The sequence below is a fragment of the Amycolatopsis iheyensis genome, from assembly GCF_024703995.1.
Taxonomy (GTDB): Bacteria; Actinomycetota; Actinomycetes; order Mycobacteriales; family Pseudonocardiaceae; genus Amycolatopsis; species Amycolatopsis iheyensis.
In genome coordinates this window covers 46,580-72,640 of the sequence record NZ_JAMXQV010000004.1, presented here as the reverse complement: position 1 = coordinate 72,640, position 26,061 = coordinate 46,580, and the positions used below count along the sequence as shown (strand labels likewise).

General features: G+C 72.6%; 22 protein-coding genes. 11 read left to right on the top strand and 11 right to left on the bottom strand.

The annotated features are described in order from the left end of the window. Window positions 1-91 precede the first annotated feature (91 nt). From M8542_RS10150 to M8542_RS10125, 6 genes are all read left to right on the top strand, one after another. Window positions 92-6,439: a type I polyketide synthase gene (locus M8542_RS10150; RefSeq protein WP_257919807.1), complete on the top strand. Its 6,348-nt coding sequence runs from the start codon at window positions 92-94 to the stop codon at window positions 6,437-6,439. A gap of 28 nt (window positions 6,440-6,467) precedes the next feature. Continuing rightward, window positions 6,468-6,923 carry a carboxymuconolactone decarboxylase family protein gene (locus tag M8542_RS10145; RefSeq protein ID WP_257919806.1) on the top strand — a complete coding sequence of 152 codons (456 nt, stop codon included), beginning with the start codon at window positions 6,468-6,470 and terminating at the stop codon, window positions 6,921-6,923. 197 nt (window positions 6,924-7,120) lie between these two features. After that, on the top strand, window positions 7,121-7,498 hold the full coding sequence (locus M8542_RS10140; protein WP_257919805.1) for a DoxX family protein: 378 nt from the start codon (window positions 7,121-7,123) through the stop codon (window positions 7,496-7,498). A gap of 18 nt (window positions 7,499-7,516) precedes the next feature. Continuing rightward, entirely contained in the window at window positions 7,517-8,401 is an 885-nt protein-coding gene (locus M8542_RS10135) for an RNA polymerase sigma-70 factor (protein WP_257919804.1), read from the top strand. A gap of 99 nt (window positions 8,402-8,500) precedes the next feature. Then, complete coding sequence (locus M8542_RS10130) at window positions 8,501-8,953, top strand: hypothetical protein (protein WP_257919803.1); 453 nt, start codon at window positions 8,501-8,503, stop codon at window positions 8,951-8,953. A gap of 69 nt (window positions 8,954-9,022) precedes the next feature. Beyond that, window positions 9,023-11,317: an ATP-binding protein gene (locus M8542_RS10125; protein WP_257919802.1), complete on the top strand. Its 2,295-nt coding sequence runs from the start codon at window positions 9,023-9,025 to the stop codon at window positions 11,315-11,317. 24 nt (window positions 11,318-11,341) lie between these two features. On the opposite strand, the gene M8542_RS10120 is transcribed toward M8542_RS10125, so the two are convergent. From M8542_RS10120 to M8542_RS10080, 9 genes are all read right to left on the bottom strand, one after another. Further along, window positions 11,342-11,848, bottom strand: coding sequence for a hypothetical protein (locus M8542_RS10120; protein ID WP_257919801.1), 507 nt, complete (start codon window positions 11,846-11,848; stop codon window positions 11,342-11,344). A gap of 36 nt (window positions 11,849-11,884) precedes the next feature. Beyond that, entirely contained in the window at window positions 11,885-13,546 is a 1,662-nt protein-coding gene (locus M8542_RS10115; RefSeq protein WP_257919800.1) for a hypothetical protein, read from the bottom strand. A 142-nt stretch (window positions 13,547-13,688) separates the two neighbouring features. Further along, entirely contained in the window at window positions 13,689-14,510 is an 822-nt protein-coding gene (locus M8542_RS10110) for a hypothetical protein (protein ID WP_257919799.1), read from the bottom strand. Next, the gene (locus M8542_RS10105) at window positions 14,507-15,136 is read right to left on the bottom strand and encodes a hypothetical protein (RefSeq protein ID WP_257919798.1); all 630 of its coding nucleotides are present in this window, start codon (window positions 15,134-15,136) and stop codon (window positions 14,507-14,509) included. The genes M8542_RS10110 and M8542_RS10105 overlap by 4 nt, the downstream gene beginning before the upstream one ends. Before the next feature lie 49 nt (window positions 15,137-15,185). Further along, the gene (locus M8542_RS10100; protein WP_257919797.1) at window positions 15,186-16,136 is read right to left on the bottom strand and encodes a hypothetical protein; all 951 of its coding nucleotides are present in this window, start codon (window positions 16,134-16,136) and stop codon (window positions 15,186-15,188) included. Window positions 16,137-16,433: 297 nt separating this feature from the next. Then, window positions 16,434-17,024: a GTP-binding protein gene (locus M8542_RS10095; protein ID WP_257919796.1), complete on the bottom strand. Its 591-nt coding sequence runs from the start codon at window positions 17,022-17,024 to the stop codon at window positions 16,434-16,436. After that, complete coding sequence (locus M8542_RS10090; RefSeq protein ID WP_257919795.1) at window positions 17,005-17,376, bottom strand: DUF742 domain-containing protein; 372 nt, start codon at window positions 17,374-17,376, stop codon at window positions 17,005-17,007. Before M8542_RS10090 ends, M8542_RS10095 begins: the two co-directional genes overlap by 20 nt. Further along, window positions 17,373-17,798: a roadblock/LC7 domain-containing protein gene (locus M8542_RS10085; protein ID WP_257919794.1), complete on the bottom strand. Its 426-nt coding sequence runs from the start codon at window positions 17,796-17,798 to the stop codon at window positions 17,373-17,375. The genes M8542_RS10090 and M8542_RS10085 overlap by 4 nt, the downstream gene beginning before the upstream one ends. Before the next feature lie 52 nt (window positions 17,799-17,850). After that, window positions 17,851-20,280 carry a sensor histidine kinase gene (locus M8542_RS10080; protein ID WP_257919793.1) on the bottom strand — a complete coding sequence of 810 codons (2,430 nt, stop codon included), beginning with the start codon at window positions 20,278-20,280 and terminating at the stop codon, window positions 17,851-17,853. A gap of 453 nt (window positions 20,281-20,733) precedes the next feature. Between M8542_RS10080 and M8542_RS10075 the strand changes: the two genes are divergently transcribed. From M8542_RS10075 to M8542_RS10050, 5 genes are all read left to right on the top strand, one after another. Beyond that, complete coding sequence (locus M8542_RS10075; protein WP_257919792.1) at window positions 20,734-21,099, top strand: hypothetical protein; 366 nt, start codon at window positions 20,734-20,736, stop codon at window positions 21,097-21,099. Between the two features lie 136 nt (window positions 21,100-21,235). Then, entirely contained in the window at window positions 21,236-22,636 is a 1,401-nt protein-coding gene (locus M8542_RS10070; protein ID WP_276586259.1) for a fatty acid desaturase, read from the top strand. After that, the gene (locus M8542_RS10060) at window positions 22,636-22,824 is read left to right on the top strand and encodes a ferredoxin (protein ID WP_257919791.1); all 189 of its coding nucleotides are present in this window, start codon (window positions 22,636-22,638) and stop codon (window positions 22,822-22,824) included. Before M8542_RS10070 ends, M8542_RS10060 begins: the two co-directional genes overlap by 1 nt. Beyond that, window positions 22,821-23,975: an NAD(P)/FAD-dependent oxidoreductase gene (locus M8542_RS10055; protein ID WP_257919790.1), complete on the top strand. Its 1,155-nt coding sequence runs from the start codon at window positions 22,821-22,823 to the stop codon at window positions 23,973-23,975. The genes M8542_RS10060 and M8542_RS10055 overlap by 4 nt, the downstream gene beginning before the upstream one ends. A gap of 1 nt (window position 23,976) precedes the next feature. Continuing rightward, window positions 23,977-24,603 carry a TetR/AcrR family transcriptional regulator gene (locus M8542_RS10050; protein ID WP_257919789.1) on the top strand — a complete coding sequence of 209 codons (627 nt, stop codon included), beginning with the start codon at window positions 23,977-23,979 and terminating at the stop codon, window positions 24,601-24,603. A gap of 141 nt (window positions 24,604-24,744) precedes the next feature. On the opposite strand, the gene M8542_RS10045 is transcribed toward M8542_RS10050, so the two are convergent. Continuing rightward, window positions 24,745-25,572: a haloalkane dehalogenase gene (locus tag M8542_RS10045; RefSeq protein WP_257919788.1), complete on the bottom strand. Its 828-nt coding sequence runs from the start codon at window positions 25,570-25,572 to the stop codon at window positions 24,745-24,747. 11 nt (window positions 25,573-25,583) lie between these two features. Then, entirely contained in the window at window positions 25,584-26,021 is a 438-nt protein-coding gene (locus M8542_RS10040) for a MarR family winged helix-turn-helix transcriptional regulator (RefSeq protein ID WP_257919787.1), read from the bottom strand. Window positions 26,022-26,061: the final 40 nt, after the last annotated feature.

Genomic DNA, 26,061 nt, shown 5'->3' with positions numbered 1-26,061 from the left:
CCGTATCGGTCCCGTCTCCACTAGTACTCCCATCTAATTGCCCGTTCAAGTATCTTGGTCGCGAGCCGCGAGCTGCGGTATACCCGAAGTGGTGGAAGACATCCGGGCCGGGCTCGTTCGGCCGCTCGCCGCCGCGCTTTCCGCCCATCCCGCCGATCGGCCGGCCTACACCGACGACACGCGGACCACCACCTACGGCGAACTGTCCCGCCGCAGCGCGGAAATCGCCGGCGGACTCGGCGTCGAGCGGGGAGACCGGGTGCTCGTCCACGTCGGCGGCCGGGTCGAGTTCGCCGAGCACCTCCTGGCTGTCGTGCGCGCGGCCGCCGTCGGGGTGCCGGTGAGCACGCGGTCGACCGAAGCCGAGCTCGCCCACGTCCTCGACGACTCCGGGGCGGCGGTGCTCATCACGGAAACGCGGCACGCGACGCTGGCCGAACGCCTCCGCGTGCGACGACCGGGGCTGCGCGTGCAGTTCGTCGAGGAGCCGCCGGCCGGGACGGGCGAGCCGAGGGACGACCTCGCGCTGGACGAGCCGGCCTGGCTGGTCTACACCTCCGGCACGACCGGGCTGCCCAAGGGAGTGCTGCTTTCGCAGCGGGCAATGCTGTGGTCGACGGCCGCCTGCTACGTCCCGATGCTCGGCCTGTCCGCCGAAGACACCATCCTGTGGCCGCTGCCGGCGCACCACGCGTACGCGCTTTCGCTGGCGTTCGTCGCGAACCTCGCCGTCGGCGCGCACACCCGGTTCGCCGACGGCTGCCCGCCGGACCTGCTCGCCCGCCACCCCGGCTGCGTGCTCGCCGGCGTCCCGGCCACTTACCTGCGGCTGCGCCAAGAACACGACGGCCCGCTGGCCGCCCCTCGCCTGTGCCTGACGGCGGGAGCGCCGTGCACCCCGGCGACCCGGGCCGCCGCCCGCGACCTGTTCGGCGTCGAGCTGGTCGACGGCTACGGCAGCACCGAAACCGGCGGCAAGGTCGCCGTGGGGGCGCACGGGCTGACGCCGGTCCCCGGCGTCGAACTCCGGCTCGACGCGGGCGAAGTGCTCGTCCGCGGGCCGGGGCTGATGCTCGGCTACCACGGGCAGGCCGGCTCGCCGTTCGACGACGGCTGGTACCGCACCGGCGACGCGGGCCGGTTCGAAGCCGGCCGGCTGGTGCTCGAGGGCCGGGTGGACGATGTCATCGTCTGCGGCGGCCAGAACGTGCACCCCACCGAAGTCGAGGCGGTGCTGGAAACCGCGCCCTCGGTGCGGGACGTCCTGGTGACCGGCCGGCCCGACGACGTCGTCGGGCAGGTGCCGGTCGCGTACGTGGTTCCCGGGCCCGGCGGGTTCGACCCGGAAGAGCTGCGAAGACTGTGCCTGAGCCGGCTTTCGCTGCACAAGGTGCCGGTGGCCTACCTCGAAACCGAGGCGATCCCGCGGACGGCGTCGGGCAAGCCGCGGCGCACTGTCCTGGCCGGCCCGCCGGACCTGGCGGCCGTGGTCCGCGCCGAGCTGGTGACGCTGTGCGGGCACGACGGCGGCGACGGCTGGCGCGACCGGCCGTTCACCGACCTCGGGCTGTCTTCGCTGGCCGGGGTGCAGTTCCGGCACCGGCTCACCGCGCTGACCGGCGTGCCCGTCCCACCCTCGCTGATCTACGACTTCCCGACGCCGGGTGCGGTGATCGCCGAGCTGACGCGGCTGCGCTCGGGCGGGGAGACCGTGGTGGCCCAACCGGAACCGACGTCGTCCGCGGAGCCGATCGCGATCGTCGCGATGGCCTGCCGCTTCCCCGGCGGGGTGCGCTCGGCCGACGACCTGTGGCAGCTCGTCGTGAACGAGGTCGACGCGACGAGCGAGTTCCCCGCCGACCGCGGCTGGGAGGTGGCCCACGACCCGGACCCCGACCGCATCGGCGCGTCGGTCACCCGCCGCGGCGGGTTCCTCGACGGCGCCGCGGAGTTCGACGCCGACCTGTTCGGCATCTCGCCGCGGGAGGCGCTGGCGACCGACCCGCAGCAGCGGCTGTTGCTGGAGACCTCGTGGGAGGCGTTCGAGCGGGCCGGCATCGACGTCGCGACACTGCGCGGCAGCGCCACGGGGGTGTTCGTCGGCGTGATGAACGAGGACTACGCGAGCCGGTTCACCAGCCACGAACTCGAAGCGTGGCTGGGCATCGGCTCGTCGCACGCGGTCGCGTCGGGCCGGATTTCCTACACCTTCGGGCTGACCGGGCCGGCGCTCACGGTCGACACGGCCTGTTCGTCGTCGCTCGTCGCGTTGCACTTGGCGGCGAAGGCGTTGCGGGCCGGGGAATGTTCGCTCGCGCTCGCCGGGGGCGCGACGGTGATGGCGACCCCGCGGACGTTCCTCGCGTTCAGCCGCCAGCGCGGGCTGTCCCCGGACGGGCGGTGCCGGTCCTACGCCGCGGGCGCGGACGGCACGGCGTGGTCCGAGGGGGCCGGGGTGGTCCTGCTGGAACGGCTGTCCGACGCGCGCCGGCACGGCCACCCGGTGCTCGCCGTCCTGCGGGGAACGGCGGTGAACGCCGACGGCGCGTCGAACGGGCTGACCGCGCCGAGCGGACGCGCGCAGCAGGCGCTGATCGCGACGGCGCTCGCGGACGCCGGGCTGCGCGCCGAAGACGTCGACGCCGTCGAAGGGCACGGAACCGGGACGGCACTGGGGGATCCGATCGAGGCGGAGGCGCTGATCGCGGCGTACGGCCGCGACCGCGCCGGCGACCCGCTGTGGCTCGGTTCGGTGAAGGCCAACCTCGGCCACACCCAGGCCGCCGCCGGGATCGCCGGGGTGCTCAAGATGGTGGCGGCGTTGCGGCACGAGCAGCTGCCGCCGTCGTTGTACGCGAGCGAGCCGACCCCGCACGTCGGGTGGCAGGGCAGCGGGGTGGCGCTGCTGGCCGAGGCCCGGCCGTGGCCGCGCGGGGACCGGGTGCGGCGGGCGGGAGTGTCGGCGTTCGGGATCGGCGGCACGAACGCGCACGTGCTCGTCGAAGAGGCGCCGGCCCCGGAAGTCCCGGCACGGCAGGGGTTTCCGGCGGCGCCGTGGCTGCTCAGCGCCACCGACGGTGCGTCGCTGCGGCGGGTCGCGGCCGGCTTGGTCGAGGTGCCGGACAGCATCGACGTCGCTTACACGCTCGCCTCGCGGACGCCGCTGGCGCACCGGGTGCTGGTGCCGGACCACGCCGGCCTGCGGGCCGTCGCGGAAGGCCGGCTGCCGGGCCGGACCGTGCGGGGTGCGCCGCGGCTCGCGTTGTTGTTCAGTGGGCAGGGGGCGCAGCGGGCCGGGATGGGGCGCGAGCTTGCCGCCCGGTTCCCGGTGTTCGCCTCCGCTTTCGACGAGGCGTGCGCCGCGCTGGGCCGGCCCGTCGCTTTCGACGACGCGCCGCTGCTCGACCGCACCGATCACGCGCAAGCCGCGTTGTTCGCGTTCCAGGTCGCGCAGTTCCGGTTGCTCGAGTCGTGGGGGCTGCGGCCGGACGTGCTGCTCGGGCACTCGGTCGGCGAGCTCGCGGCGGCGCACGTCGCCGGGGTGCTGTCCCTGACCGACGCGGCGACGCTCGTCGCGGCCCGGGGCCGGCTGATGGCCGCGCTCCCGGCCGGTGGGGTGATGATCGCCGTGGCGGCCGCCGAAGCCGAGGTGGCTCCGCTGGTGGGCGGGCCGGTGGCGATCGCGGCGGTCAACGGCCCGCGGTCGGTGGTGCTCTCGGGGGCGGAGGCCGAGACGACCGCGCTCGCGGCACGCTTCGGCGGCGGGACCCGGCTGCGGGTCAGCCACGCGTTCCATTCGCCGTTGATGGCACCGATGCTCGACGAGTTCGCCGAGGTGGCGGCAGGTTTGAAGCACCACCGGCCGGAAGTGCCGCTCGTGTCGTGCGTGACCGGGCGGCCGGTCACGGAGTTCGAGCCGGAGTATTGGGTGCGGCACGCGCGCTCGACCGTGCGGTTCGCCGACGCGGTGGTCGCCGCGGGCGCGGGGTTCGCGCTGGAGATCGGCCCGGCGCCGGTGCTGACCCGGTTGGTGGCCGACGAGATCCGGCTGTCCACACTCGACACCGCGGCGGGAACCATGTCCGCCGCCGGCCTGCTCGCCGCCGCCGGGGCCGCGCACACCGCCGGCGTCCGCGTCGACTGGCGGGCCGTTTTCCGCGGCAGCGGCGCCCGGCTCACCCCCTTGCCCACCTACCCCTTCACCCGCACCCGGTACTGGCTCGACCCGCAACCGCCGGAGCCGGCCGGCGGTGACCACCCGATGCTCGGCCCCGCCCTGGTCGCGCCCGACTCGCCGCGGGTGGTGCACGGTGGGTCGCTCGGCGTGCGGCGGCACCGGTGGCTGGCCGGGCACGTCGTCGGCGGGTCGGTGCTCGCGCCCGGCTCCGCGTTGGTCGACCTCGCCCTGCACGCCGGCGGCAGCGCTCTCGAAGAGCTGGCCGTCGAAGCGCCGCTGCGGCTCGACGCGGCCGAGGACGTCCACCTCCAGGTCGTCGTCGACGGACCACGCGTCGACGTCTACGCCCGCCGGCCGGCCGACGAGCGCTGGCGGAAGCACGCCGCCGGGCGGCTTCGCCCGAGTGGCCCCGTGCCGCCGCGGTGGACCGGTGCGTGGCCGCCCGACGCGCCGGAAGCCGACGTCGCCGAGGCCTACCGCGCGCACGCCTACGGGCCCGCTTTCCAAGCCGTGCAACGGTTGTGGGTGCGAGACGACGAGTTCTTCGCGGAGGTGGCGCTCCCGCCGGACGTCGGCGGCCGGTTCGCGCTGCACCCCGTCCTGCTCGACGCCGCCGTGCACGCGACCGCGCTCACCGAGGGGCTCCGAGCCGAGCCGAGGGTGCCGTTCCTCTGGCGCGGGGTGGAGGTCCACGCACCCGGCGCGCGGCGGGCGCGGGTGCACGGCGTGCGCCTCGACGCCGGCACCGTGCGCGTCGAGCTGTTCGACGACACCGGGCATCCGGTCGCCCGGGTCGCCTCGCTGACCACCCGGCCGATGGCCGTCCGGGACACGATGCTTTACCGTCCACAGTGGACTCCGATGGCGCCGGCGCCGGGGCCGGCCCGCGTGGCCGAGATCGGCGGCGACCTGCGCTCGGCGACCCGGCGGGCGCTCGCCGTCCTCCACGACTGGCAGGACCGCGGCGACCGGCTCGTCCTCGTCACCCGCAACGCCACCGGCCCGGACCCGGACCTCGCCGCCGCGGCGGTCTGGGGGCTGGGGTGCGCGGCCGCGGCGGAGTACCCGGGCCGGCTCAGCCTGGTCGACCTCGAACCCGGGACGCCGGTGGCTCGCGTGCCCGGCTGGGCCGGCGGGAGCGCCGAACCGCAGATCGCCGTCCGCGACGGCGTGCCGCACGTCCTGCGGATCACGCGGGCGGCCCCGGCCGGGACGCGGCCGATCGACCCGGCCGGGACGGTGCTGATCACCGGCGGGACGGGCGCGCTCGGCCGGCTGGTGGCCCGCCACCTCGTCACCGCGCACGACGTCCGGCACCTGCTGCTGGTGAGCCGGCGCGGCCCGGCCGCCGAGGGGGCGGAGCAGCTGCGGGCGGAGCTGGGCGAGCTCGGCGCGGTCGTGCGGATCGTCGCGGCCGACGTCGCGGACCGGGCGGTGGTCGCGGAGCTCGTCGACCGCTGCGACCCGCCGCTGACGGCCGTCGTGCACAGCGCGGCCGTGGTCGACGACGGTGTGCTGGCCGCGCAGACACCGGAGCGCCTGGACACCGTGCTGCGCCCGAAAGCCGACGCGGCGCTGGTGCTCGACGAGGTCACCCGGGACCTGCCGCTGACGGCGTTCGTCCTGTTCTCGTCGATCGCCGGGGTGTTCGGCAAGGCCGGGCAGGCCAACTACGCGGCGGCCAACCGGATGCTGGACGCGCTGGCCTGCCGCCGTCGCGCCGCCGGGCGGCCCGCGGTGTCGCTCGCCTGGGGACTGTGGGAGCTCGGTGACGGCCTCGGCGACCGGATCTCGGCGACGGCGAGGCGGCGGATCCACGCCTCAGGCGTCGAGGGGCTCACGGCCGAGCAGGGCCTCGCCCTGTTCGACGCCGCCCTCGGCTCACCCGAGCCGGTGCTGGTGCCCGCGCGCTTCGACCCCACGGCCGCCGCGGCGCCGCCGGCCTCGGGCACCGCGGTGCCCGCGACGCCGTCCCGGCCGTGGCCGGCGAACCCGGACGAGCCCGCGCTGCGCGAGCTGCTGCGCGTGGAGGTCGCGGCGGTGCTGGGCCACCCGGACCCGGCGGTGATCGCCGACGACCGGCCGTTCCCGGAGCTCGGGTTCGACTCGCTCACCGTGGTCGAGCTCCGCACCCGGCTCGCCGGCCGATCGGGGATCGACCTGCCGGCCACGGTGCTGTTCGACGAGCCGACCGTCGCGCGGCTGGCCCGGTATCTGCGCGAGGCGGTCACAACGGCGCGCCAGGAGCCGTCAGGGAGGTGAGAACCGACCCGACACACACGGAGGAACCGTGCGGATACCCGAGATCAACCAGCTCGTCCCCGAATTCCCGGAGGTGGCCGGCGCCCTGCTGAAAGCCACCGCGAACGGCTCGCTGCCGAGGACCACGATCAGCCTCGTCCACCTGCGTGCCGGCCAGCTCGTCGGCAACACCTACCAGGTGCTGCGGCACACCGCGGACCTGCGCAAGGCGGGGGAGACCGAAGACCGGATCGCCACGGTGGCGAGCTGGTGGGACGCGCCGGGCTTCACCGGCGCGGAGCGGGCGGCGCTGGCCCTGACCGAAGCGGTGTTCCGGCCGAACACGCGTGGCGCGGAACGCGTTTCCGACGAGCTGTTCGCCGAAGCCGCCGAGCACCTCGACGAGAAGGCACTCGCCACGCTCACGGTGGTGCTGGCTTCGGCCGGCTTCTGGATGAACGTCGCCCTCGTCCTCAAGCCGCCGCCGCTCGGCCAGGCCGCCTGAGGGGCGCAGGCCGGCGCCCACCCGGGCGCCGGCCTGCCGCCGCGGTCCACACGCGACAGCGAACCGACCCGCCAGGCACGCGAGCCGACCCTCCAGGCACGCGAGCCGACCCTCCCGGTGTGACCTGGCTCATGCGTTGTCACACGCCGGCCACTCCCGGTGTCTTGAGGCCGACTTCCCCCGACATCGGAGACCTCATGAACCTCGCACTCTGGATCGCCGCCGGCTTGCTCGCCGTGGTCGCGCTGACCGGTGGCTTCAGCAAGACCTTCGTGCCCAAGGAAAAACTCGCCGCCGCGCCGGGTGGGGACTGGACCGCCGCGGCCGGCACCGGGTTCGTCAAGACGCTCGGCGTGCTCGAGCTCCTCGCCGCCGCCGGGCTGGTCCTGCCCGCCGTCACCGGCGTCGCCCCGGTGCTGGTGCCCGTGACCGCGACCTGCTGGGTGCTGCTCATGATCGGGGCTATGCTGACCCACCTCCGCCACGGGGACGCGCGGTTCGTGCTGCTGAACCTCGCCTACCTCGCGGTCGCGGCCTTCATCGCGTGGGGCCGCTTCGGCCCCGAGTCCTTCTGAGCCAGGGAGGAGAGGGACATGACCGACCCGGCGACCGACGTCTTCGTCGCGCACCGCAACCTGCTCTTCACCGTCGCCTACGAGATGCTCGGCTCGGCCGCCGACGCCGAGGACGTCCTGCAGGAAACCTGGCTGCGGTGGGTCGAGGTCGACCTCGCACAGGTCCGCGACGAGCGTGCCTACCTGGTCCGGATCACCACCCGGCAAGCGCTCAACCGGCTGCGCACGATGAAGCGCCGCAAGGAGGCCTACGTCGGCCCGTGGCTGCCCGAACCGCTGCTCACCGCGCCGGACGTCGCCGAGAACGTCGAGCTCGCCGAGAGCGTGTCCATGGCGCTCATGCTCGTGCTCGAGACGCTGTCGCCGACCGAACGCGCCGTCTTCGTGCTGCGCGAGGTCTTCGAGCTCGGCTACGACGAGATCGCCGACGCCGTCGGGAAGACCCCGGCGGCGGTCCGGCAGATCGCGCACCGCGCGCGCCGGCACGTCGACGCCCGGCGGCCGCGGGAGACGGTGTCCGCGAGCCGGGCCCGCGAGGTCCTGGCGTCGTTCCAGCACGCGCTCGAAGGGCGTGACCTGCAGGGGCTGCTCGACCTGCTCGCCCCCGACGTCGTCCTGATGAGCGACGGCGGCGGTGTCAAGCAGGCGGCGCTGCGGCCGATCACCGGGGCGGGGAAGATCGTCCGGTTCATCGGCGGCGGCATCGGGCGGACCGAACAGGCCCTCACCGCCGCCCCGACCGTGGTCAACGGCAACCCGGGCCTCGTCCTGCGCCTCGACGGCGAGCTCGACGGCGTCATGGCCGTCCGCGTCGAGGGCGGGCGCATCACCGGCCTCTACTACGTCCGCAACCCGGAGAAGCTCACCCGCGTCGAGGCCGAGACGACGCTCACCCTCCGGTGACGGGTTCAGGTATGGAGTCAGGTACTTGTACGGGTGCGGCACCGGACGGCGCCGGGGGAGGCTGAACCGGCCGTCGATGACCGTGGGAGGTCGGAACACATGCCAGGCCGGTCGCGCCCCCTCCTCCGGGTCGTATCCCCCGAGGACTTCCCGGAGCCGCGACCGGCCGCTCTCGGTTCGGGTGACCGCTACGCCGACCTCCCCGACCGGCGGCTGGCCGCGATCCTGGCCGCCGAGGACACCGCCGAAGAGCACGGGCTCAGCCCGCACACCCGCAGCACCTGCTACGTCCACCGGTGCTGGGTCCACCAGTGCGTCGCCGAGCCGCTGCACGTCCTCATCGCGACCGGGCACCGCTGGTGCCGCCGCTGCGAGTGCCCGGTCGACGTCGCCGTCGACGAGACGCCGCCCGGCGCGGTGCACCTGTTCTGCCCGCGCTGCGGCCAGGCCGGCTCGGCCGCCAACCGCGAGGTCCGCCAGGCCTGCCGGACGAGCCTGTCCGCGATGCACGGCGGCGACGCGCCGACGCTGTACCGCATCCCGGACGCCTGATTGCTTCATCCGAGGGACGACGGCCCGGTCGCATTGACCAGTCCGTGCGGGCCTCCTTACGGTGCTCGCGTGGGTAAGGCCGGCGTGGCGTGCGGAAGGGGAAACCTGCCTGCGGACACCACGAGCTTCGTGGGCCGCAAGGAGGACGTCGCCGAGGTCAAGCACCTCCTGGCGCGGGCGCGGCTGGTCACGCTGACCGGCGTCGGCGGGGTCGGCAAGACGCGCCTGGCCGTGCAGACCGCGGCCGGGCTGGCGCGGGCGTTCCCCGACGGCGTCTGGCTGGTCGAGCTCGACGGTCTCCAGGACCCGGCGCTGGTCGCGCACACCGTGCTGGAGGCGCTGGGAGTGCCGGACGAGACCGGCCGCGGTGCGGCGGCGGTGCTCGCCGACCACCTGCGCGAGCGGCGGCTCCTGATCGTCCTGGACAACTGCGAGCACCTCCTGGACGCCTGCGCCGCGCTGGCGCACGACCTGCTGCGCGCCGCGGCCGGCCTCCGCCTGCTGGCGACCAGCCGGGAGCGGCTCGCGCTGGCGGGGGAGCACCTGTGGCCGGTGTCGCCGCTGCCGCTGCCGGACCCCGGGCGGCCGCTGCCCGCCGGCGCCTGGCTGCGCTACCCGGCGATGACGTTGTTCGCCGAACGCGCGGCCGCGGTCGACCCGGCGTTCGCCGTCACGGAGGAGAACCAGGAGCGCGTCGCCGCGGTGTGCCGCCTGCTGGCCGGCATTCCGCTCGCGCTCGAGCTCGCGGCCGGGCGGCTGCGGGTGCTGACGCTGGCGGAGCTGGAGACGGGGCTGGCGGACTGCTTCCGGCTGCCCGGCACGGCGAAGCGCGGCGGGGAGCCGCGGCACCAGACTCTGCTGGCGGCCGTCGACTGGAGCTTCGCGTTGTGCGGCCCGGCCGAACAGCGGTTGTGGGCCCGGGCGTCGGTGTTCGCCGGCAGCTTCGACCTGGCGGCGGCCGAGCGCGTCTGTGCCGGCGACGACGTCCGGGACCTGCTCGCCGCGCTGGTGGAGAAGTCGGTGCTGGTCCGCGAGGGGCAGCGGTTCCGGTTGCTGGAGCCGTTGCGGCAGTTCGGGCGGGACAAGCTGGCCGAGTCCGGCGAGGCGGCCGAGACGCGGCGGCGGATGCGCGACCACTACCTCGACCTGGCCGAGTGCAGTGAGCGCGGCTGGTTCGGGCCCGAGCAGACGGAGATCTTCCGGCGGACCCGCCTCGAGCACGCCAACCTGCGCGCGGTGCTGGACCGCAGCCTGACCGAGCCGGGCGAGCTCGACGCGGGACTCCGGCTCGCCTCGACCCTCTGGTACTACTGGGCCGGCTGCGGGGTGTTCGGCGAAGGCCGGCACTGGCTCGACCGCGCGCTCGCCCTCGCCCGCGAACCGGGCGCGTCGCGGGCGAAAGCGTTGTGGGTCAACGGGTACGTCGCGACCCTGCAGGGCGACCACGACGGCGCGATCACGATGCTGGAGGAGTGCCGCACGTACGCCCGCCGGGCGGGCGACGACGTCGCGCTGGCGTACGCGACGCACCGGCTCGGCTGCAACCTGCTGGTCGGCGACGACGTCGGCGACGCGAAGACGCTCTTCGAGGAGGCGCGCACGCGGTACCGGCAGCTGGGCGAGCTCAACAGCAACGTGATGCTGGCCGACATCGAGCTGGCGGTGGCGTCGATCTTCCTCGGCGACCTCGACCGCGCGGGCGAGCTGTGCGAAGAGGCGTGCGCGACCGGCGACGCCTACGGCGAGCAGTGGGCGCACGCGTACGCGATCTACGTCCAGGCGCTGGTCGCTTTGGGCCGCGGCGACTTCGCGGGCGCGGGCGAGCACGGCCGGCACTGCCTGCGCGTCAAGCGCGAGTTCGACGACCTGCTGGGCATCGCGCTGGCGATCGAAGTGCTGGCGTGGAACGAAGCGGCGCAGGGGCACTGGGAGCCGGCGGCGACGATGCTCGGGTCGGCCCAGCCGATCTGGCAGGCGGTCGGGTTCCCGATGTTCGGCTCCCGCTACTTCGGCGCCCCCCACGGCGAATGCGAGTCACGCACCCGGGAGGCATTGGGCGACGCCCCGTTCGACGCCGCGTTCCGCCGGGGCCGCGAATACGGCCTGGCGGAAGCGATCACGTACGCCCTGGGGGACACGACGCCGTCACCGGCGCCCGGCCCGATGCGGGCGACACCGCTGACGGACCGCGAGCAGGAGGTGGCGATCCTGATCGCGGACGGCCGGTCCAACCAGGAGATCGCGGACAAGCTGGTGATCTCCCGCCGCACGGCGGAGGGCCACGTGAACCGCATCCTGCGCAAGCTCGGGTTCGACTCGCGAGCCCAGGTCGCCGCCTGGGCCGCGCAGGTCGTCCGCCTTTAGCCGAGCCGCTGCCGCCGGCCGGACTCAGCGCGCTTTGAAGATCCGGCCCACTCCGACGGCGAGGCACAACGCCAGCCCCCAGCCCGCCACGGTGAACCCCGCGGCGAGCCAGCTCGCCCAGCCGTCGGGGATCCAGAAGTCACGCTGCTTCAAGCTCACCACCGGCAGGAGCAGGTCCAGGGTGTAGAGGAACGCGTTGAAGCCCGGCGCTTCCTTGCGGGCGATGAGCTGGTGATCGGAGTAGAGGGCGAGGAAGGACAGCGTTCCCGCGGCTTCCAACGCGAGCAACCACCACAGGACCCGCAGCGGCCGGTATCCGTAGAGGACGGTCCACTTCAACAGGAACCCCGCCACCCGGGCGGCCCGGCCGGCCAGACCGGGCAAGGAGCTGCGACGCGCGTGCTCCCCGGCGACGGACACCTTCGTCGCTTCGTCGTCGAACCCCGCGGTCTGGTAGACCGCGGCGAGCTGGGCGTAGATCTGGGGGACGTAGCGCTTGTTCAGCTTCAGCCACGCGAGCCGCTGCGCCACGCTGGGCGCGTTGGGCTTGTCCAGCGGAAGGCTCCGTTAGACGAAGTCGTGGAGGAGCACCCGGCTCGGCCACTTCGCCTTGTGATCGTCGAGTTGCCCGGCCTCCGCGCCGGACAGGTCGATCTCACCGGTGGGTCGTTCCTTGAAGCTGAGGGTCAGCGTGCGCGTGACTGTCACCCCGGACAGGGCCAGCGCCGGTCCGTTCGAACCCGCGGCCAGCTCCGAGTCGGTGAAGTCGAGGTCACCGGTGATCTTCGCGCCACGCATGGACACGGTCCCGTCGGCGTGGAAACCCTTGCCGAACTCGGCCGACTGGGCGACGGTGATCCGGTCCCCGATGAGCGCGAGGCCACGCTTTTCGAACCGGCCGCCGGTGCCGCTGAGCTTGCCACCGACCGTGGCGTCGGTCAGGTCCACTTCGCCGTCGGCCACGAAGTCGCCGCAGAACAGGACGTCGCGAGTGACGGCGAGCGCCTTCGCCGTCAGCACGACACCGCCGGGGTTGGTGAAGGTGCCGCCGGTGCAGCGCAGGCAACCGCCGATCGTCGCGTCGCTGAACACGACCTTGCCCGTCGCGCGGAAGCCTTCTCCGGTGGTCTCACGGCACAGCGCGACGTCCCGGCGGACGGTCACACCGGTCGCGTCGATGACCACGTCGGCGCCGTTGCCGAAACTGCCGCCCTCGCACCAGAGGTTGCCGTCGATCTCCGCGCCGGCGAGCAGGAGCTTGCCCGAGAGCTCGAACCCGCTGCGGCAGATCATGTTCTGCGCCAGCTTGGCGCGGGCGAGATCCAGCGCGGTCCCACCCTGGTTGTGGAAGGTCCCGCCGGAGAGGTCGAGCTTCCCGCTGATGCGGCAGCCGGTGAGGTCCGCGCCGCCGTCCACGTGGGAGCCGCCGGTGAAGATCACGTCCTGGTCGACGACCAGACCGCCGAAGTCGAGCGCGCCACCGCCGCGGTTGCGGAAGCGGCCGCCGGCACAGTTGAGCTCCCCTTCGATGCGGGCGCCGAACAGCCGGACCTGGCCGACCGAACGGAACCCCGCGTCGAAGTAGACGTTCTCCCGCACGAGCAGGTCGCACGCTTCGAGCGAAACGTCGCCGGGGTTGGCGAATTCGGCGTCGCCGCACTGGAACCGGCCGCCGATGTGCGCTCCCACCAGGCGGACCAGGCCCCGCGCGCGGAACCTCCCGGAGCAGTGGACGTCCTGGTCCACGGCGAGGCCGTCCGCGCGCAGGACGATCCCACCGGGGTTGTGCAGCCGGCTCCCGCTGAAGTCCAGCCGGCCGCGGACGTGCCCACCGGTCAGGCTGATCTCGCCGGTGCACCGGCAGTCCCGGACCGTGAAGCCGAACTCGGTCCGCACCTGGTCGGCGCGGATCCCGGTGAGCTCGCAGCCGACGAACGAGAGGATCGAAGCGCGGGTCTGCTGCAGGTTGACCGGGTTGGGGAACCGGCATCGGGCGAACTCGACCGGGAGGCCCAGCACCCCGGCTTCGAGGTCGAGGGTGCCCGTGATTTCGGCGTTGCGGATCACCAGGGCCCGGCAGCCGGGAGAACCACCGGCCCGCAGGAGCACCTGGCGGACGAGGTCGGCCCGGAGCACCTTCTTGCCGGCGTCGAAGTCGACGCGGTCTCCCCGCTTGACCGCATCCCACAGGCCGCCTTCGGCGGTGGTGCACTGGCGCCGTTCCAGCATGGTTGCCTCCGACTCCCGAAGTGATGGAGCCCTTCCGGAATCGGTGGCGCACCCGCGATGTTATTGAGGCTCGGCGACGTTCACCCGAATGCCGCAGTACGGCGGCTTTTCGACGCCGTTCGGCAACGTGCCCGAGATGTTCCTAGCCGAGCCGCTGCCGCCAGTCCTCGAAGGCCGCGACCAGATCGGCCGGCGCGTCGATCTCCTTCAGCTGCCGCAGCTGGTCCTCGATGTAGTAGCGGTACAACGGAACCAGGCCCGCCGAAAGCTCCGGGCCGAGCTCCGCCTCGTCCAGCGGATGCCCCTCCCGGACCCGCAACGCCAAGCGCACCAACGATCCCGCCGGGGCGTCCGGCTGGGCCAGGTACCACTCGGCCGCCTCGTCGTTGTTCGCCGCGCGGCCGGTCGGCGTCGTTCCCGAATAGAGGAAGCGGACCGGGAACAGCACCGCCTTCGTGAACCACACCGTGTCCACCAGCAGGCGCTTCGGCTCGTGGAACTCCGCGGTCACCTCGGGCGCCGCCAGGACCGCGATCGCGAAGCGGGCGCTTTCCAGCAGCAGCTCCGACGCCGCCGGGCGGGCCACCTCCGCGAGGACGTCCGTGCCGAGCAGGAGGCGGCCGAAGTCGGCCAGCTGCAGGCGGTCCATCGCCGGGAAGCGGCCGTCTTCGCGGCCTTCGCGCAACGCCGGCAACGAGGCCCAGAACACCGAAAGCTTGCGGTGCAAGGGGCTTCGCTCCTGCAGTGCCGCCGTCGTCGCCGCGACCGACTCGCGGTCGCCTTCGCCGACCTCGGACACCACGAGGGCCAGGTCGATGTCGCTGGCCGCCGGGGCGTAGCCGCCGTAGGAGAGACTGCCCAGCACGTACGCGCTGAGCAGCCGCTCGCCGAAGATCTCTTGGTACTCCTCCGCGGCTTCGGCGGCGACTGCGCGCGCGGCGGTGGCGGGGTCCGTCTTGGTCACGCCGCCACCGTATCGCGGCGCGCGCACTCGGCGATACGGTCGGAAACCACCCCGATCACCTGCCACGCGCGGTCCAGCACCTCGACGACACCGTCGACCGTCCAGTCCTGACGCCGGCGCAGCAGTTCGTACCCCATCTCGAGGTGCTCGACGTCGGCTTCGTCGTGGAGGTCGAAGTACTCGTCCTCGGGGAAGGCCTTCGTGCCCGCCTGGCTGAACACCAGGCTGCCGGCTTCGAGGGCGAGGTGCGCGAGCACCGCGCGCTGGACCCCGGGCAGGATCCCGAACTGGTCGACGAACCACGACGCGCCCGCTTCGATCACCGGGTCCCAGACCAGCTGCCGGTCATCGGCGCGGCTGCGCGCCAGGATCTTGTCGTGGCCGATCTCCTCCTCCTGGTGCTCGAGGGCGAGCGCCCGCAGTTCGGGGTCGCTCTCGAAGGTGACGCGCGCGCTGATCATCCGCTGGAAGGCGTTCGACCACGGCTGGAGGTAGGTGAGCACCGCCTTCTTCGTCTCGGCCGTCGTGCTTTCGGCGGTCAGCAGGCGGATCAGCTCCGACGACTCGTACTCCCGTTGGCGCTGCTCGTTGTGACGGGCGACGCGTTCGACGTCCTGCTGGGTCACGATCGGCTCCTTTCCGTGGTGCGCGGCGGTGATCATCTTTCCCGGTGGGCTAGCCAAGATCAACAGGCGAGAGGGCGCGGTGGTAGACGGGGAACCGGAAGTACGTGGTGACGTCGCCGCGCCGGCCCGCCGCGCGGTAGCTGACCAGCTCCAGGATGCGGCTCTCGGTCAGCGGTCCCGGCGCCAGCGCGGCGGTGAGCAGCCGGAACCGCCCGGGGTCCACGCCTTCGCGGTGCAGCAGCGCGGCCGTGCGCTCGACGGCTTCCTGGTCACTGGAAGTCAGATCCGGCAACCGCAGGTACGTCGTGGCTTCGGCGGCGCGGGCCAGTCCGGACCGGAAAGCCAAGCAGCTCAAGGCCGCTTCGCCGGCGTCCGCCCGCTCGCCGGCCAAGGTCCGGTAGGCCGCACGCGCCCCTTCGGCGTCGTGGCGCAGGGTCACCGCGGCGATCCGGTCCACTTCGGCGAGATCGGCGCCGTGGTTGCGGTAGTAGATCTTCACCCGGGCCTCGGCCTCGTCCGCGAGGTCCACCGCGAAGAATTCGATTTCCCGTTCGCCTTCGACGGCTTCGACGCGACGGCGGGTGTCGTCCCACGCCTCGGCCATGTCCAGCCGGGCCATGGCTTCGGCCACGGCCGCTTCGCGGTGGGCGTGCGGCCACGGGTAAAGGCCGTAGTAGGTCTTGTGGACGATCGCCGACGGCGGCCGCCAGGCGATCGAGTGCCACACCGGTGCGGGCGAGGGGCGGCCGCCGCGCGGGGTGAACGTCTCACGGACGCGATCCGACCGGCGGGTGGTGAAACCGTTGTCAGCGGGGGAAACCACGTCGTGGCCGAGGTTGTCGAACAGCACCCGCAGCTCCGGGTGGCGCCCCGACCAGTTCACCGACATCTCGGCCGGGAACCCGTCGTCCGCCACATAGGACGGCTCGGCGGGCGCGGCCCCGATCCGCTCGTGCGCCCACGGCGGCAGCACCGCGCGCAGCAACCGGGTGGCGCGCACGGACTGTTCCACCGGGACCTCGAGCGCCTCACACGCGGTAGCCCAGAGCCCGCACAGAAAGTCACCGAAGAGACGACCCTGTGCCGGGTAGTTTTCCCTTGTATATTCAGGAAACTCCGGCACGTGAATCGTCACGTGCGGATGCTATCAGTTGAGTGCTTGCTCAACTAAAAAGCTGCACCCGGGTGGTCCAACCAATTGGGCCATGTGGGTTGGGCAGTGTCCGGTGCGGACACGGAGGGACACAACGGACGCCGCCGTGTCCGGACCGGACACCGAGTGGACAAACCGCAGGTCTCAGACCCGCACCGGCGCCACCGTCATCGCGTGCTTGACGAGCCGGATGAGCGCGAGCTTGCTGGAGTCCCTGTCACGCGCGTCACACATGACGATCGGCACGCGATCCGGGACGACGAGGGCCTCGCGGATCTCGTCGGCGGTGTAGCGCGGCGCGTTGTCGAAGCAGTTGACCGCGACGACGAACGGGATCTTCCGGCGCTCGAAGAAGTCGATCGCGGCGAAGCTCGTCTCGAGGCGGCGGGTGTCGACGAGCACGATCGTCCCGATCGCGCCGCGCGCCAGGTCGTCCCACATGAACCAGAACCGCGCCTGGCCCGGCGTCCCGAACAGGTACAGCACGTGCCGCGGCGAGATGGTGATCCGGCCGAAGTCGAGCGCGACGGTCGTCGTGGTCTTGCGCTCCACGCCGGACAGGTCGTCCACCCCGGCGCTCGCCTCGGTCAGCACCTCTTCGGTGGTCAGCGGCGGGATCTCGCTGACCGAGCCGACCATGGTGGTCTTGCCGGCGCCGAAACCGCCGGCGACGATGATCTTGACCGGCGTGGGGACCAGGTCGGCCCCCGAGCCGTCAGTACTTGATGAGGCCATCGAGAACCGCCTGGAGAGTTTCGAGGTCCGGCGCCTGCGCCGGGTTGTGGGCAGGGGAGCGCGTGATCACGAGACCGCGTTCGATCAGGTCGCCGACGAGCACGCGCACGACGCCCAGCGGGATCTTCACGTAGACGGCGATCTCGGCGATCGACACGGGGTGCCGGCACAGCTTCACGATCGCCTGGTGCTCCGGGCCCAGCCCGGCCGGCTCCTGCTCCGAGCGCAGCGTCATCACCTGCGTCGAGAGGTCGAGGCGGGCCGACTCGGCCGGCGTGCGGCCGCTGGTGATCGTGTAGGGCCGGACCAGCGGCCCGGCGGCCTCGTCGTACCAGCCTTCGTCGCCGCTCACGTGGCCTCCCGCAGGATCTGCGCCGCCTCGCGCGGCGCCGACACCATGTAGTCGCCGACCCGCTTGACCAGGCGGCTCATCTCGTAGGCGATCATTTCGACGTCGACGTTGTCGGCGGCCAGCACCGCGAGGCACGCGCCCGCGCCGGCGGCGGAGACGAACAGGTAACCGCGTTCCATCTCGATCATGTTCTGCAGCACCGGGCCGCGGTTGAACTGCTTGCTCACCCCCTTCGCGAGGCTCTGCAGGCTGGAGGCGATGGCCGAGAGCTGGTCGGAGTCGTCCTTGCTCATGCCGGCCGACTTGCCGATCAGCAGCCCGTCGGCGGACAGCACGATGGCGTTCTGCGCGCCGACCACGCGGTTCACCACGTCGTCGAGCAGCCAGTTGAGATCGGGTTTGGGGTTCCCGTACTCGTTCATGCGTCAGAGACCTTGACTTTCCTCTGTGGACTTTCCTGTGTGCTGTCGCGGACTACGCATCGCCCGACCCGTCCCGTCCCCGCCGCGTGCCCTTGTGGAACGCGGCGAGCGTGCGCGCGGTCCCCTCACCGGGCGCGACGACGTCGTCGCTGTCGTCGGGTTCGTCTTCGAGCTGGGCGACGAGGTTCTGCTGCGGCTCGCGGCGGGGGAGCCGGGGCCGGTTGTCGGCCGGCGCGTCGGCCGGCGTCTCGCCCGCCGGTTCGGGCGCGGGCGCCGGCTCGGTGACCGCCGGCGGCGCGACCGGCACGGCCGGCAGCACGTCGGGCGGGGAGTCGGGCGGGGTGAGGGCGCGCGCCGGGTACGGCCGGGGCTTGACGTCTCGCTTCATCGGGATCTGGCCGGTGAACGAGCTGGGCGAGTCCATGGAACCGAACGGGCTTTCTGCGACCTGCGGCGCCGGAGCGCCCACGGGGGCGAGGACCGCGGTGGTCTCCGCCGGAGAGGATTCGGGTTCTTCGGCCGGCGCGTCCGACCGGCCGGCCAGGTGCTGGGCCGGGATGAGCACGGTGGCCCGGAGGCCGCCGTAGCGCGACGGGTCGAAGGTGACGGTCATGCCGAGCTTCGCGGCCAGGCGCGCGACCACGAACAGGCCGAGGCTGGAGTCGGCCCGCAGCGCCATCGCGTCGAACTCGGGCGCCTCGGCCATCATCGAGTTGGCCCACTCGCGGACGCCGTCCTTCATGCCGAGGCCCTGGTCCGACACGTCGACGACGACCCCGCGGGCGACCAGGCGGCTGGTCACCTCGACCGGCGAGCCGGGCGGCGAGAACGACGTCGCGTTGTCGACCAGCTCGGCGACGAGGTGGATGGTGTCGGCGACGGCGGCGCCGAGGACGGCGACGTCGGGCACCTGCTCGACCTGGACCCGCGCGTACTGCTCGGTTTCCGAGACGGCCGCGCGCAGGACCTCCATCAGCGCCACCGGCTTGCGCCAGCGGCGGCCCGGCTGCTTGCCGCCGAGGATGATCAGGTTCTCGGTGGTGCGGCGGGCGCGGGCGGCGAGGTGGTCGAGCTGGAACAGCGAAGCCAGCTGGGTCGAGTTGTCCTCGCGGGCTTCCATCTCGTCGAGGATCTGCAGCTGCTGGTGCACCAGGACCTGGTTGCGGTGCGCGATGCCGAGGAACACGTTGTGCACGCCGCTGCGGGCCTTGGCCTCGCTCGCCGCGGCGTTGACGGCGGTCAGCTGCGCGGTGTTGAAGGCCTCGGCCACCTGGCCGATCTCGTCGCGGCCGTGGTCGAGCTGCGGCAGCTCTTCCTTCAGGTCCACCGGTTCGCCGTTCTTCAGCCGCTCCACGATGTCCGGCAGCCGGTTGCGGGCGAGGTCGAGGGAGTCGTTGCGCAGCCGGGCCAGGCGCGTCATCAGCGCGCGGTCGACGAGCGAGCGGGAGACCCGGACCGCGACGATGATCGCCGCCAGGGACGCCAGCAGCGCCAGGATGCTGCCGATGATCACGTTGCGCAGCTGGGCGTCACCGGAGTCGATGGCCGCCGCGGAAACCTTGTCCGCCTGGGTGATCGCGAGGTCGTTGAGGCCCTGGGAGACCAGGTTGGTCGCGTTCTGCCAGTCCGTTCCGGACACCGGCACGGTGTTCTGCTCGCTCGGCGACCACGGTCCGTGCTTGACGATCGCCTCTTCGGCGGTGCCCAGCTGCCGCCAGGCGGTGCTGGTGGTCAGCGTCTGGTACTTGTCGCGGACGCCCGGGTCGAGGAACGGCGCGATGTTCGCCAGCTGCGTCCGGTAGGACCCGGACAGCTGCGCGAACTCGGCGAAGTCGTCGGGCGCGAACGTGCCGGCCGAGAACGCCGTGGACACCAGCGACGTTTCGCGCGACATCGCGTCACCGGCGCGGAAGACCGAGGTGGCGGTGATGCCACCGGTCGCCGCTTCGGCGTCGGGCACGACGCGCGCCTGGGTGTCGAACAGGTTGGACGCGGTGTCCATCACGCCGTTGTAGTAGCCGTTGACCTGCGCGCGGTCGATGCTGCGGAAGCTGATCTGCGAGCGCAGCACGGGCAGCTGGTCGAACTGGGCCTTCAGCGCGTTGACCTTGGTCGCGATCTCGTCGGGCGCGTTGGAGATCGTCGCGGCGAAGGCGTCCTTCAGCGCGCCGAGCTTTTCGTCGGTGGCCTTCTGCTGCTCCTGCAGCCGGGCCGGGCCGAGCGCCGGGTCGTCCAGGTACTGCAACGCGGTCTGGCGTTCCTTCTGGAACTCACCGAGCGCGCCGGCGGCGGGGATCGACACCTCGCGCACCGACGCCGCGACCAGCCGGACGTAAACGCCGTTGAAGAGGAAGTAGGAGGAGACCGCGATCCACAGCACCAGCAGGGTCACGCTGGGAATGAGAACGGTCCTGGTCAGCCTTTTGCGGATCGACTTGTCGTACGGCTTGTCCGACTCGTCCTTGGCGTCTTTGGTCAGCACGGCGGTTCACGAACTCCTGAGTGACGATCGGCGAAAACGGGGACCCGGACGAGCAGGATCGATCAGGGTCCGTTTTTTACCACGAACCACGGGGGCGCGGTCGTGCTGGCCCGGCTGCCGGACGACTGTCCGCCGGGTGGCGAACGGTGTTTACCGAGTGCGTTCGGGTGATTACCGGCATTTCCTCTGGTAACGGGCCCGGGCGCATTTCCGGACGCTTGCACACTGGGCTGAACGGGTGAAAGTGAATTCGTCCGCTCCGGCGAGCCGCCCGGGTCGTGCTAAGGGAAAGAACGGGCAGGGCGATTGCCCTGGTGTCCCGTCCCGTCGAGGGCCGCAGCGAAGATGATCTTCGCCACAACTCGCTGCTCGGGCGTGTCGAGGGCGCGGAATTCCTTGTGCCGCCGGGAAAATCGGGAGTTCGAGGGCCGCCGGGCCGGTATCGTGCGGTCCATGTGCCGGTACGGCGAGATCACCTACAAGGTCCACTACGTGTGCGTGCCGTGCCGTCGCAGTGGCAAGCACGCCCGGGACGGCGCCGAGCACCGGTGTCCCGAGTGCCGTGTGCCGATGGTCTTCGCCGGTCACGACTTCGCCGCGCCGCCGCGTCGCGACCGGTCGGGCTGGGCTGCGGTCGCCGCGGTGCTGGCGGCGGGGTTGAAGTACGACGGCTTCGAGTCGTGCGGCTGCGGCCGCGAACCGGAGTTCCGCCCGCGGACCGCGGCGCAGGTGCGAGCGAGGCGGCGGGTCGCCCGCCGTGAAGGTGTGCCGGAGGCGACGGCGCTCGCGGCGCGCGACCCGCACGACCTCGTCGGCTGAGGTAACGCGAGCGGCTCCGAATCATCTTGCGCGCTCTGATCAGCATGTCGTGCCAACTTTACATTGAACTGGCTATTGTCAATCGCGCTGTACGTCGTCTACCCTTCTGTCAACCCAGCCAACGGAGGAGGGTGTGATGAGCGAAGTCACCGGGACCGTGCCCGCCGGTTCGACCGAGCTGTGGCACGACCGCAAGCGCTACCTGTGGCTGATCGGCCTGGTGGTGCCGTCCCTGGCGTTCCTCGCCATCGGGCTGCACGCGGCCACCGGGTGGGGCGTCTGGTTCTGGATCGGCCCGATCGTCATCCTCGTGGTCGTCCCGCTCATCGACCTGCTCGCCGGCCTGGACCGGAGCAACCCGCCTGACGACGTCCTCGAACGGCTCGAAAACGACCGCTACTACCGCTGGATCACCTTCGCCTTCCTGCCCATCCAGTACGTCGGGTTCGTGGCGGCGTTCTGGCTCGTCGCGCGGGGCGACCTCACCGTCGTGGACAAGGTCGGGCTGGCGATCTCCATCGGCTGCATCGGCGGGATCGGCATCAACACCGCGCACGAGCTGGGGCACAAGAAGGAGAGCCACGAGCGCTGGCTGTCGAAGATCGCGCTGGCGCAAAGCTTCTACGGGCACTTCTACATCGAGCACAACCGCGGCCACCACGTCCGCGTCGCCACGCCGGAGGACCCGGCGAGCAGCCGCGTCGGCGAGAGCTTCTACCGCTTCTGGCCGCGCACGGTCTTCGGTTCGCTGAAGTCGGCGTGGCGCCTGGAGCGCAAGCGTTACGCCCGCCGCGACAAGCACCCCTACCGGCTCGGCAACGACGTCCTCAACGCCTGGCTGATGTCGGCGGTGCTCTGGGCGGCGATGATCGCGTGGCTCGGCGTGGAAATCCTGCCGTACCTGGTGATCCAGGCCGTCATCGGGTTCTCGCTGCTGGAGGTCGTCAACTACATGGAGCACTACGGCATGCTGCGGCAGCGGGTCGGCGCGGCAGGCAAGCGCCGGTACGAGCGCGTGGATCCCAGCCACAGCTGGAACTCCAACAACATCGCCACCAACGTCCTGCTCTACCACCTGCAGCGGCACAGCGACCACCACGCCAACCCGACGCGGCGCTACCAGACGCTGCGCGACTTCGCCGAGTCGCCGGTGCTGCCCACCGGGTACGCCGGGATGATCGTGCTCGCGCTGGTCCCGCCGGTGTGGCGCCGGGTGATGGACCCGCGGGTGCTCGCCCACTTCGACGGCGACCTCTCGCGCGCCAACCTGCAGCCGTCTAAACGCGAGAAGATCCTTGCGCGGCAAGGAACCCGGGTCACCGCCGCGGTGGCGGAGCACGCCGACACCCACGGCGACGCGGCCGAGGGCGGCATGTGCCCCGGTTGTGGGTACGTCTACGACGAGACGCTCGGCGACCCGCGGGAAGGCTTCCCGGCCGGCACGCCGTGGTCGGCGATCCCGGACGCCTGGTGCTGCCCCGACTGCGGGGTCCGCGAGAAGGTCGACTTCGTCGCGCCGGGCCGGGTGGGTGCGTGATGCGGATCGAAGCGGACCGCGGGAAGTGCGACGGCCTCGGCATGTGCGAGGCGATGGCGCCCGACTTCTTCGAGGTGGGCGAAGACGGCACCGTCGTGGTGCTCGACGAGCGGCCCGGCGAGGAGCACCGCCAGGACGTCGCCGCGGCCGTCGACTCCTGTCCCGTGCTGGCGTTGAAGCTGTCATGACGCTCGTGGTCGTCGGCGCGTCACTGGCGGGACTGCGTGCCGTGGAAGCCGCCCGCCGCACCGGGTACCGGGGCCGGATCGTGCTCGTCGGCGCCGAAGCCCGCCTGCCCTACGACCGGCCGCCGCTGTCGAAGGCGTTCCTCGACCCCGGCGGCCCGGGCGAGGTGCCGCCGTTCCACGCGGAAACCGTGCTGCGGGACGAACTCGGTGTCGAGCTGATGCTCGGCGCCCCGGCCGAACACCTCGACACCGACGTGCGCGAGGTGACCGTCGCGGGGGCGGCGATGCGGTACGACGCCCTCGTGATCGCCACCGGCGCCACGGCCCGGCGCCTGCCGGGCGCCCGCACGCTGCGGACGGCCGAAGACGCCGTCGCGGTGCGTGCCGCGCTGGACGCCGGCGCGCGGACGGTCGTGGTCGGCGCCGGGTTCATCGGCTCGGAAGTCGCTTCGGCGGCACGGAAACGGGGCCTGCCGGTGACGATCGTGGAGGCGTCGGCCACGCCGCTGCACCGCGCGGTCGGCGCGGCGGCCGGGGCGGAGCTCACCGCGCTGCACCACGCGGCCGGTACCGAGCTGCGGCTCGGCGCCGAAGTCACCGGCGTGTCCGCCGAAGGCGTGGCACTGGCGGGTGGCGAAGTCCTGCCGGCGGACCTCGTGGTGGCCGGCATCGGCGCGGTCCCGGCCACCGGCTGGCTCGAGGGCAGCGGGCTGACGCTGCACGAGCGCGACGGCGGGATCGTCTGCGACGAGACGTTGTCGGCCGGGCCACCGGGCGTCTACGCGGCGGGCGACGTCGCGTACGTGCCGAACCCGCTCTTCGACGGCATGAGCATGCGGCTCGAGCACTGGACGAACGCGGCCGAGCAGGGCGGCGCCGCCGCGCGGCACGCGCTCGACCCGGCATCGGCCCGCCCGCTCGGCGCCGTGCCGTACTTCTGGTCCGACTGGTACGGCCACCGGATCCAGTTCGTCGGCACCCCGGAGGCGGACGAGGTGGTGCGCACCGGCGGCGCGACGCTCTACCGGCGCGGCGACCGGGTGGTCGGCGCGCTGACGATCGACCGGCCGCGGGAGATCATGAAGCACCGCAGGCGGATCGCCGCGCGGGCGCCGTGGTCCGAAGCGCTGGCCGTCGCGGGCGCGGCCTAGAATGCCGACCATGAGCGCGGCACTTCCGGCGACGTCCGAGGGTGGCCAGCACCGGCGGCCGATCATCACCGCGGCGATCGAGCTGACCGCGCGATCGGGCTGGTCGGCGGTCACGATGGCCCGGCTGGCCGAGCTGGTCGGGGTCAGCCGCCAGACGGTGTACAACGAGATCGGCTCCAAGAACGCGCTGGCCGAGGCGATGGTCGCGCACGAGCTCGACCGGTTCCTGTCGGTGGTCGGCGCGGCGTTCGACCGCCACGAGGACGACCTGGTGGAGGCGATGTACGAGGCGGTCCGCTCGGTCCTCGAACTGGCCGACGACAACACGCTGCTGCGCGCCATCGCCTCGGCGACGCACGGCACGGCGCCGGAGCTCCTCCCACTGCTGACGACGCAGGCGGGCACGCTGCTCACGCAGGCGAAGACGATGCTGGTGGCGCGCGTCGAGGCGTACCGCCCGGCGCTCACCGAAGCGCAGATCGCGGTGGTGATCGACCTGGTCGTCCGCACGGTCCTCAGCCACGTGATGCAGCCCTCGGACACCCCGGCCCGCACGGCGGACGCCCTGGCGTGGGTCGCGGCGCGGGTGCTCGGGGTGGACGTGGCGCCGCCGTTGCGGCACGCCTGAGGTTCAGCGCAGCCCGGTCCGGTCCAGGCCGCGATCTCCGGCAGCTGCGTTGGCGGGTCGAGGGCGCGACGCCGACGGCTGCGGCCAGGGCTTGGGTGTCGGGGAACCGGGCGCGGCAGTCATCGATTTCGGCGGGCAGGGTCAGCGCAGCCCGGTGCGGTCCAGCCACGCCGCGATCTCGGCGGCGATCTCCTTCGGCCGGTCCTCCTGTGCGTGGTGCCCGGCTTCGCCGCAGGCCACGATCTCGAGCGACGCGACGTTGTCCGCGCACCACCGCGCCATCTCCTTGCCGATGAGCAGCGTCGGCGAGCCTTCGAACGTCATCAGCAGCTTCGGGATCCCCGTGCTCGTCTTCAGCCACGCGTCGTAGGCCTCGATGCGCGGGAGCAGCCCCGCCGGCTCGCCGCCGACCGGCAGCTGGCGGGCCCACGCCAGCAACGGGCGGCGGCTCTCCGGGGTCGGGAACGGCGCCAGGTACGGCTCGAGGTCCGCCACCGGGGTGCGCACCCCGCCCGTGAATGCCTGCCGCACGGCCAGGTTGTGCTCCAGCACCATCTCCTCGCCGACGCCTGGCGTGCGGATCTTCCGCGTGCGCTCGGCCGCCTGCGGGGTCAGGTCCTCCCACGCCAGCGGCTTCACGATCGTCTCGAAGAACGCCAGCCCGCGGACGCGGCCGTGGTGGCGGGCGGCCCAGTCGAACGCGAGTGCGCCACCCCAGTCGTGGCCGACCAGGACCACGTCGTCCAGGCCGAGCGCGTCGAACCACGCGTCGAGGTAGCGCGCGTGGTCGGCGAAGGAGTAGTCGATGGCCGGCTTCGCGGACCGGCCCATGCCGATGAGGTCGGGGGCGAGCAGCCGGCCGGCGCCGACGTGGGGGAGGACGTGGCGCCAGCCGTGCGACGAGCCGGGGTTGCCGTGCAGGAAGACGATCGGGGTGCCGGTGCCGGATTCTTCGTGGTGGAGGTCCATGGCTTGTCCCTTCAGGGTTCGAGTGGGGTGTCGAGGAGGACGGTGAGCTCGCGCGCCAGTGCCGCCGTGCGTTCGCCGCCGCGGCCGCCGAGGGGCGCCAGGAGCCGGTCGAGCAGCCCGGCCACGGTCGCGATCGCCGGCTCGACGACCTCGCGCCCTTTTCCGGTGAGCCTCAGCCGGATGGTGCGGGTGTCGGCGGGGTCGCGGGTGCGCTCGACGAGCCCGTCGGCGTCGAGGGCGCGCGCGAGCTTGGAGACGTAGAGCGCTTCCAGCCCGGTGTGGTCGGCCAGCTCCCGCTGGCTCGGGTTCGCCCCGGCGCGTTCCAGTCCGGACAGCGAGGACAGGAAGACGTACTGGGCGTGCGTCAGCCCCATCGGCGCGAGTGCGCGATCGACCGCCACTCGCCACTTCATGGAGAGTCGCCAGACCAGGTGCCCGGGAGTGCTCATGCCAGATACAGTACATGGCTACTAAGTACATGGCTACTAT

Bases quoted from the DNA above. Each gene is read 5' to 3' on its own strand.
- M8542_RS10140 (WP_257919805.1), top strand. From the start codon at position 7,121: ATGAACCTCGCACTCTGGATCGCCGCCGGCTTGCTCGCCGTGGTCGCG.
- M8542_RS10135 (WP_257919804.1), top strand. From the start codon at position 7,517: ATGACCGACCCGGCGACCGACGTCTTCGTCGCGCACCGCAACCTGCTC.
- M8542_RS10130 (WP_257919803.1), top strand. From the start codon at position 8,501: ATGCCAGGCCGGTCGCGCCCCCTCCTCCGGGTCGTATCCCCCGAGGAC.
- M8542_RS10115 (WP_257919800.1), bottom strand. From the start codon at position 13,546: ATGCTGGAACGGCGCCAGTGCACCACCGCCGAAGGCGGCCTGTGGGAT.
- M8542_RS10095 (WP_257919796.1), bottom strand. From the start codon at position 17,024: ATGGCCTCATCAAGTACTGACGGCTCGGGGGCCGACCTGGTCCCCACG.
- M8542_RS10085 (WP_257919794.1), bottom strand. From the start codon at position 17,798: ATGAACGAGTACGGGAACCCCAAACCCGATCTCAACTGGCTGCTCGAC.
- M8542_RS10075 (WP_257919792.1), top strand. From the start codon at position 20,734: ATGTGCCGGTACGGCGAGATCACCTACAAGGTCCACTACGTGTGCGTG.
- M8542_RS10070 (WP_276586259.1), top strand. From the start codon at position 21,236: ATGAGCGAAGTCACCGGGACCGTGCCCGCCGGTTCGACCGAGCTGTGG.
- M8542_RS10060 (WP_257919791.1), top strand. From the start codon at position 22,636: ATGCGGATCGAAGCGGACCGCGGGAAGTGCGACGGCCTCGGCATGTGC.
- M8542_RS10055 (WP_257919790.1), top strand. From the start codon at position 22,821: ATGACGCTCGTGGTCGTCGGCGCGTCACTGGCGGGACTGCGTGCCGTG.
- M8542_RS10050 (WP_257919789.1), top strand. From the start codon at position 23,977: ATGCCGACCATGAGCGCGGCACTTCCGGCGACGTCCGAGGGTGGCCAG.
- M8542_RS10045 (WP_257919788.1), bottom strand. From the start codon at position 25,572: ATGGACCTCCACCACGAAGAATCCGGCACCGGCACCCCGATCGTCTTC.
- M8542_RS10040 (WP_257919787.1), bottom strand. From the start codon at position 26,021: ATGAGCACTCCCGGGCACCTGGTCTGGCGACTCTCCATGAAGTGGCGA.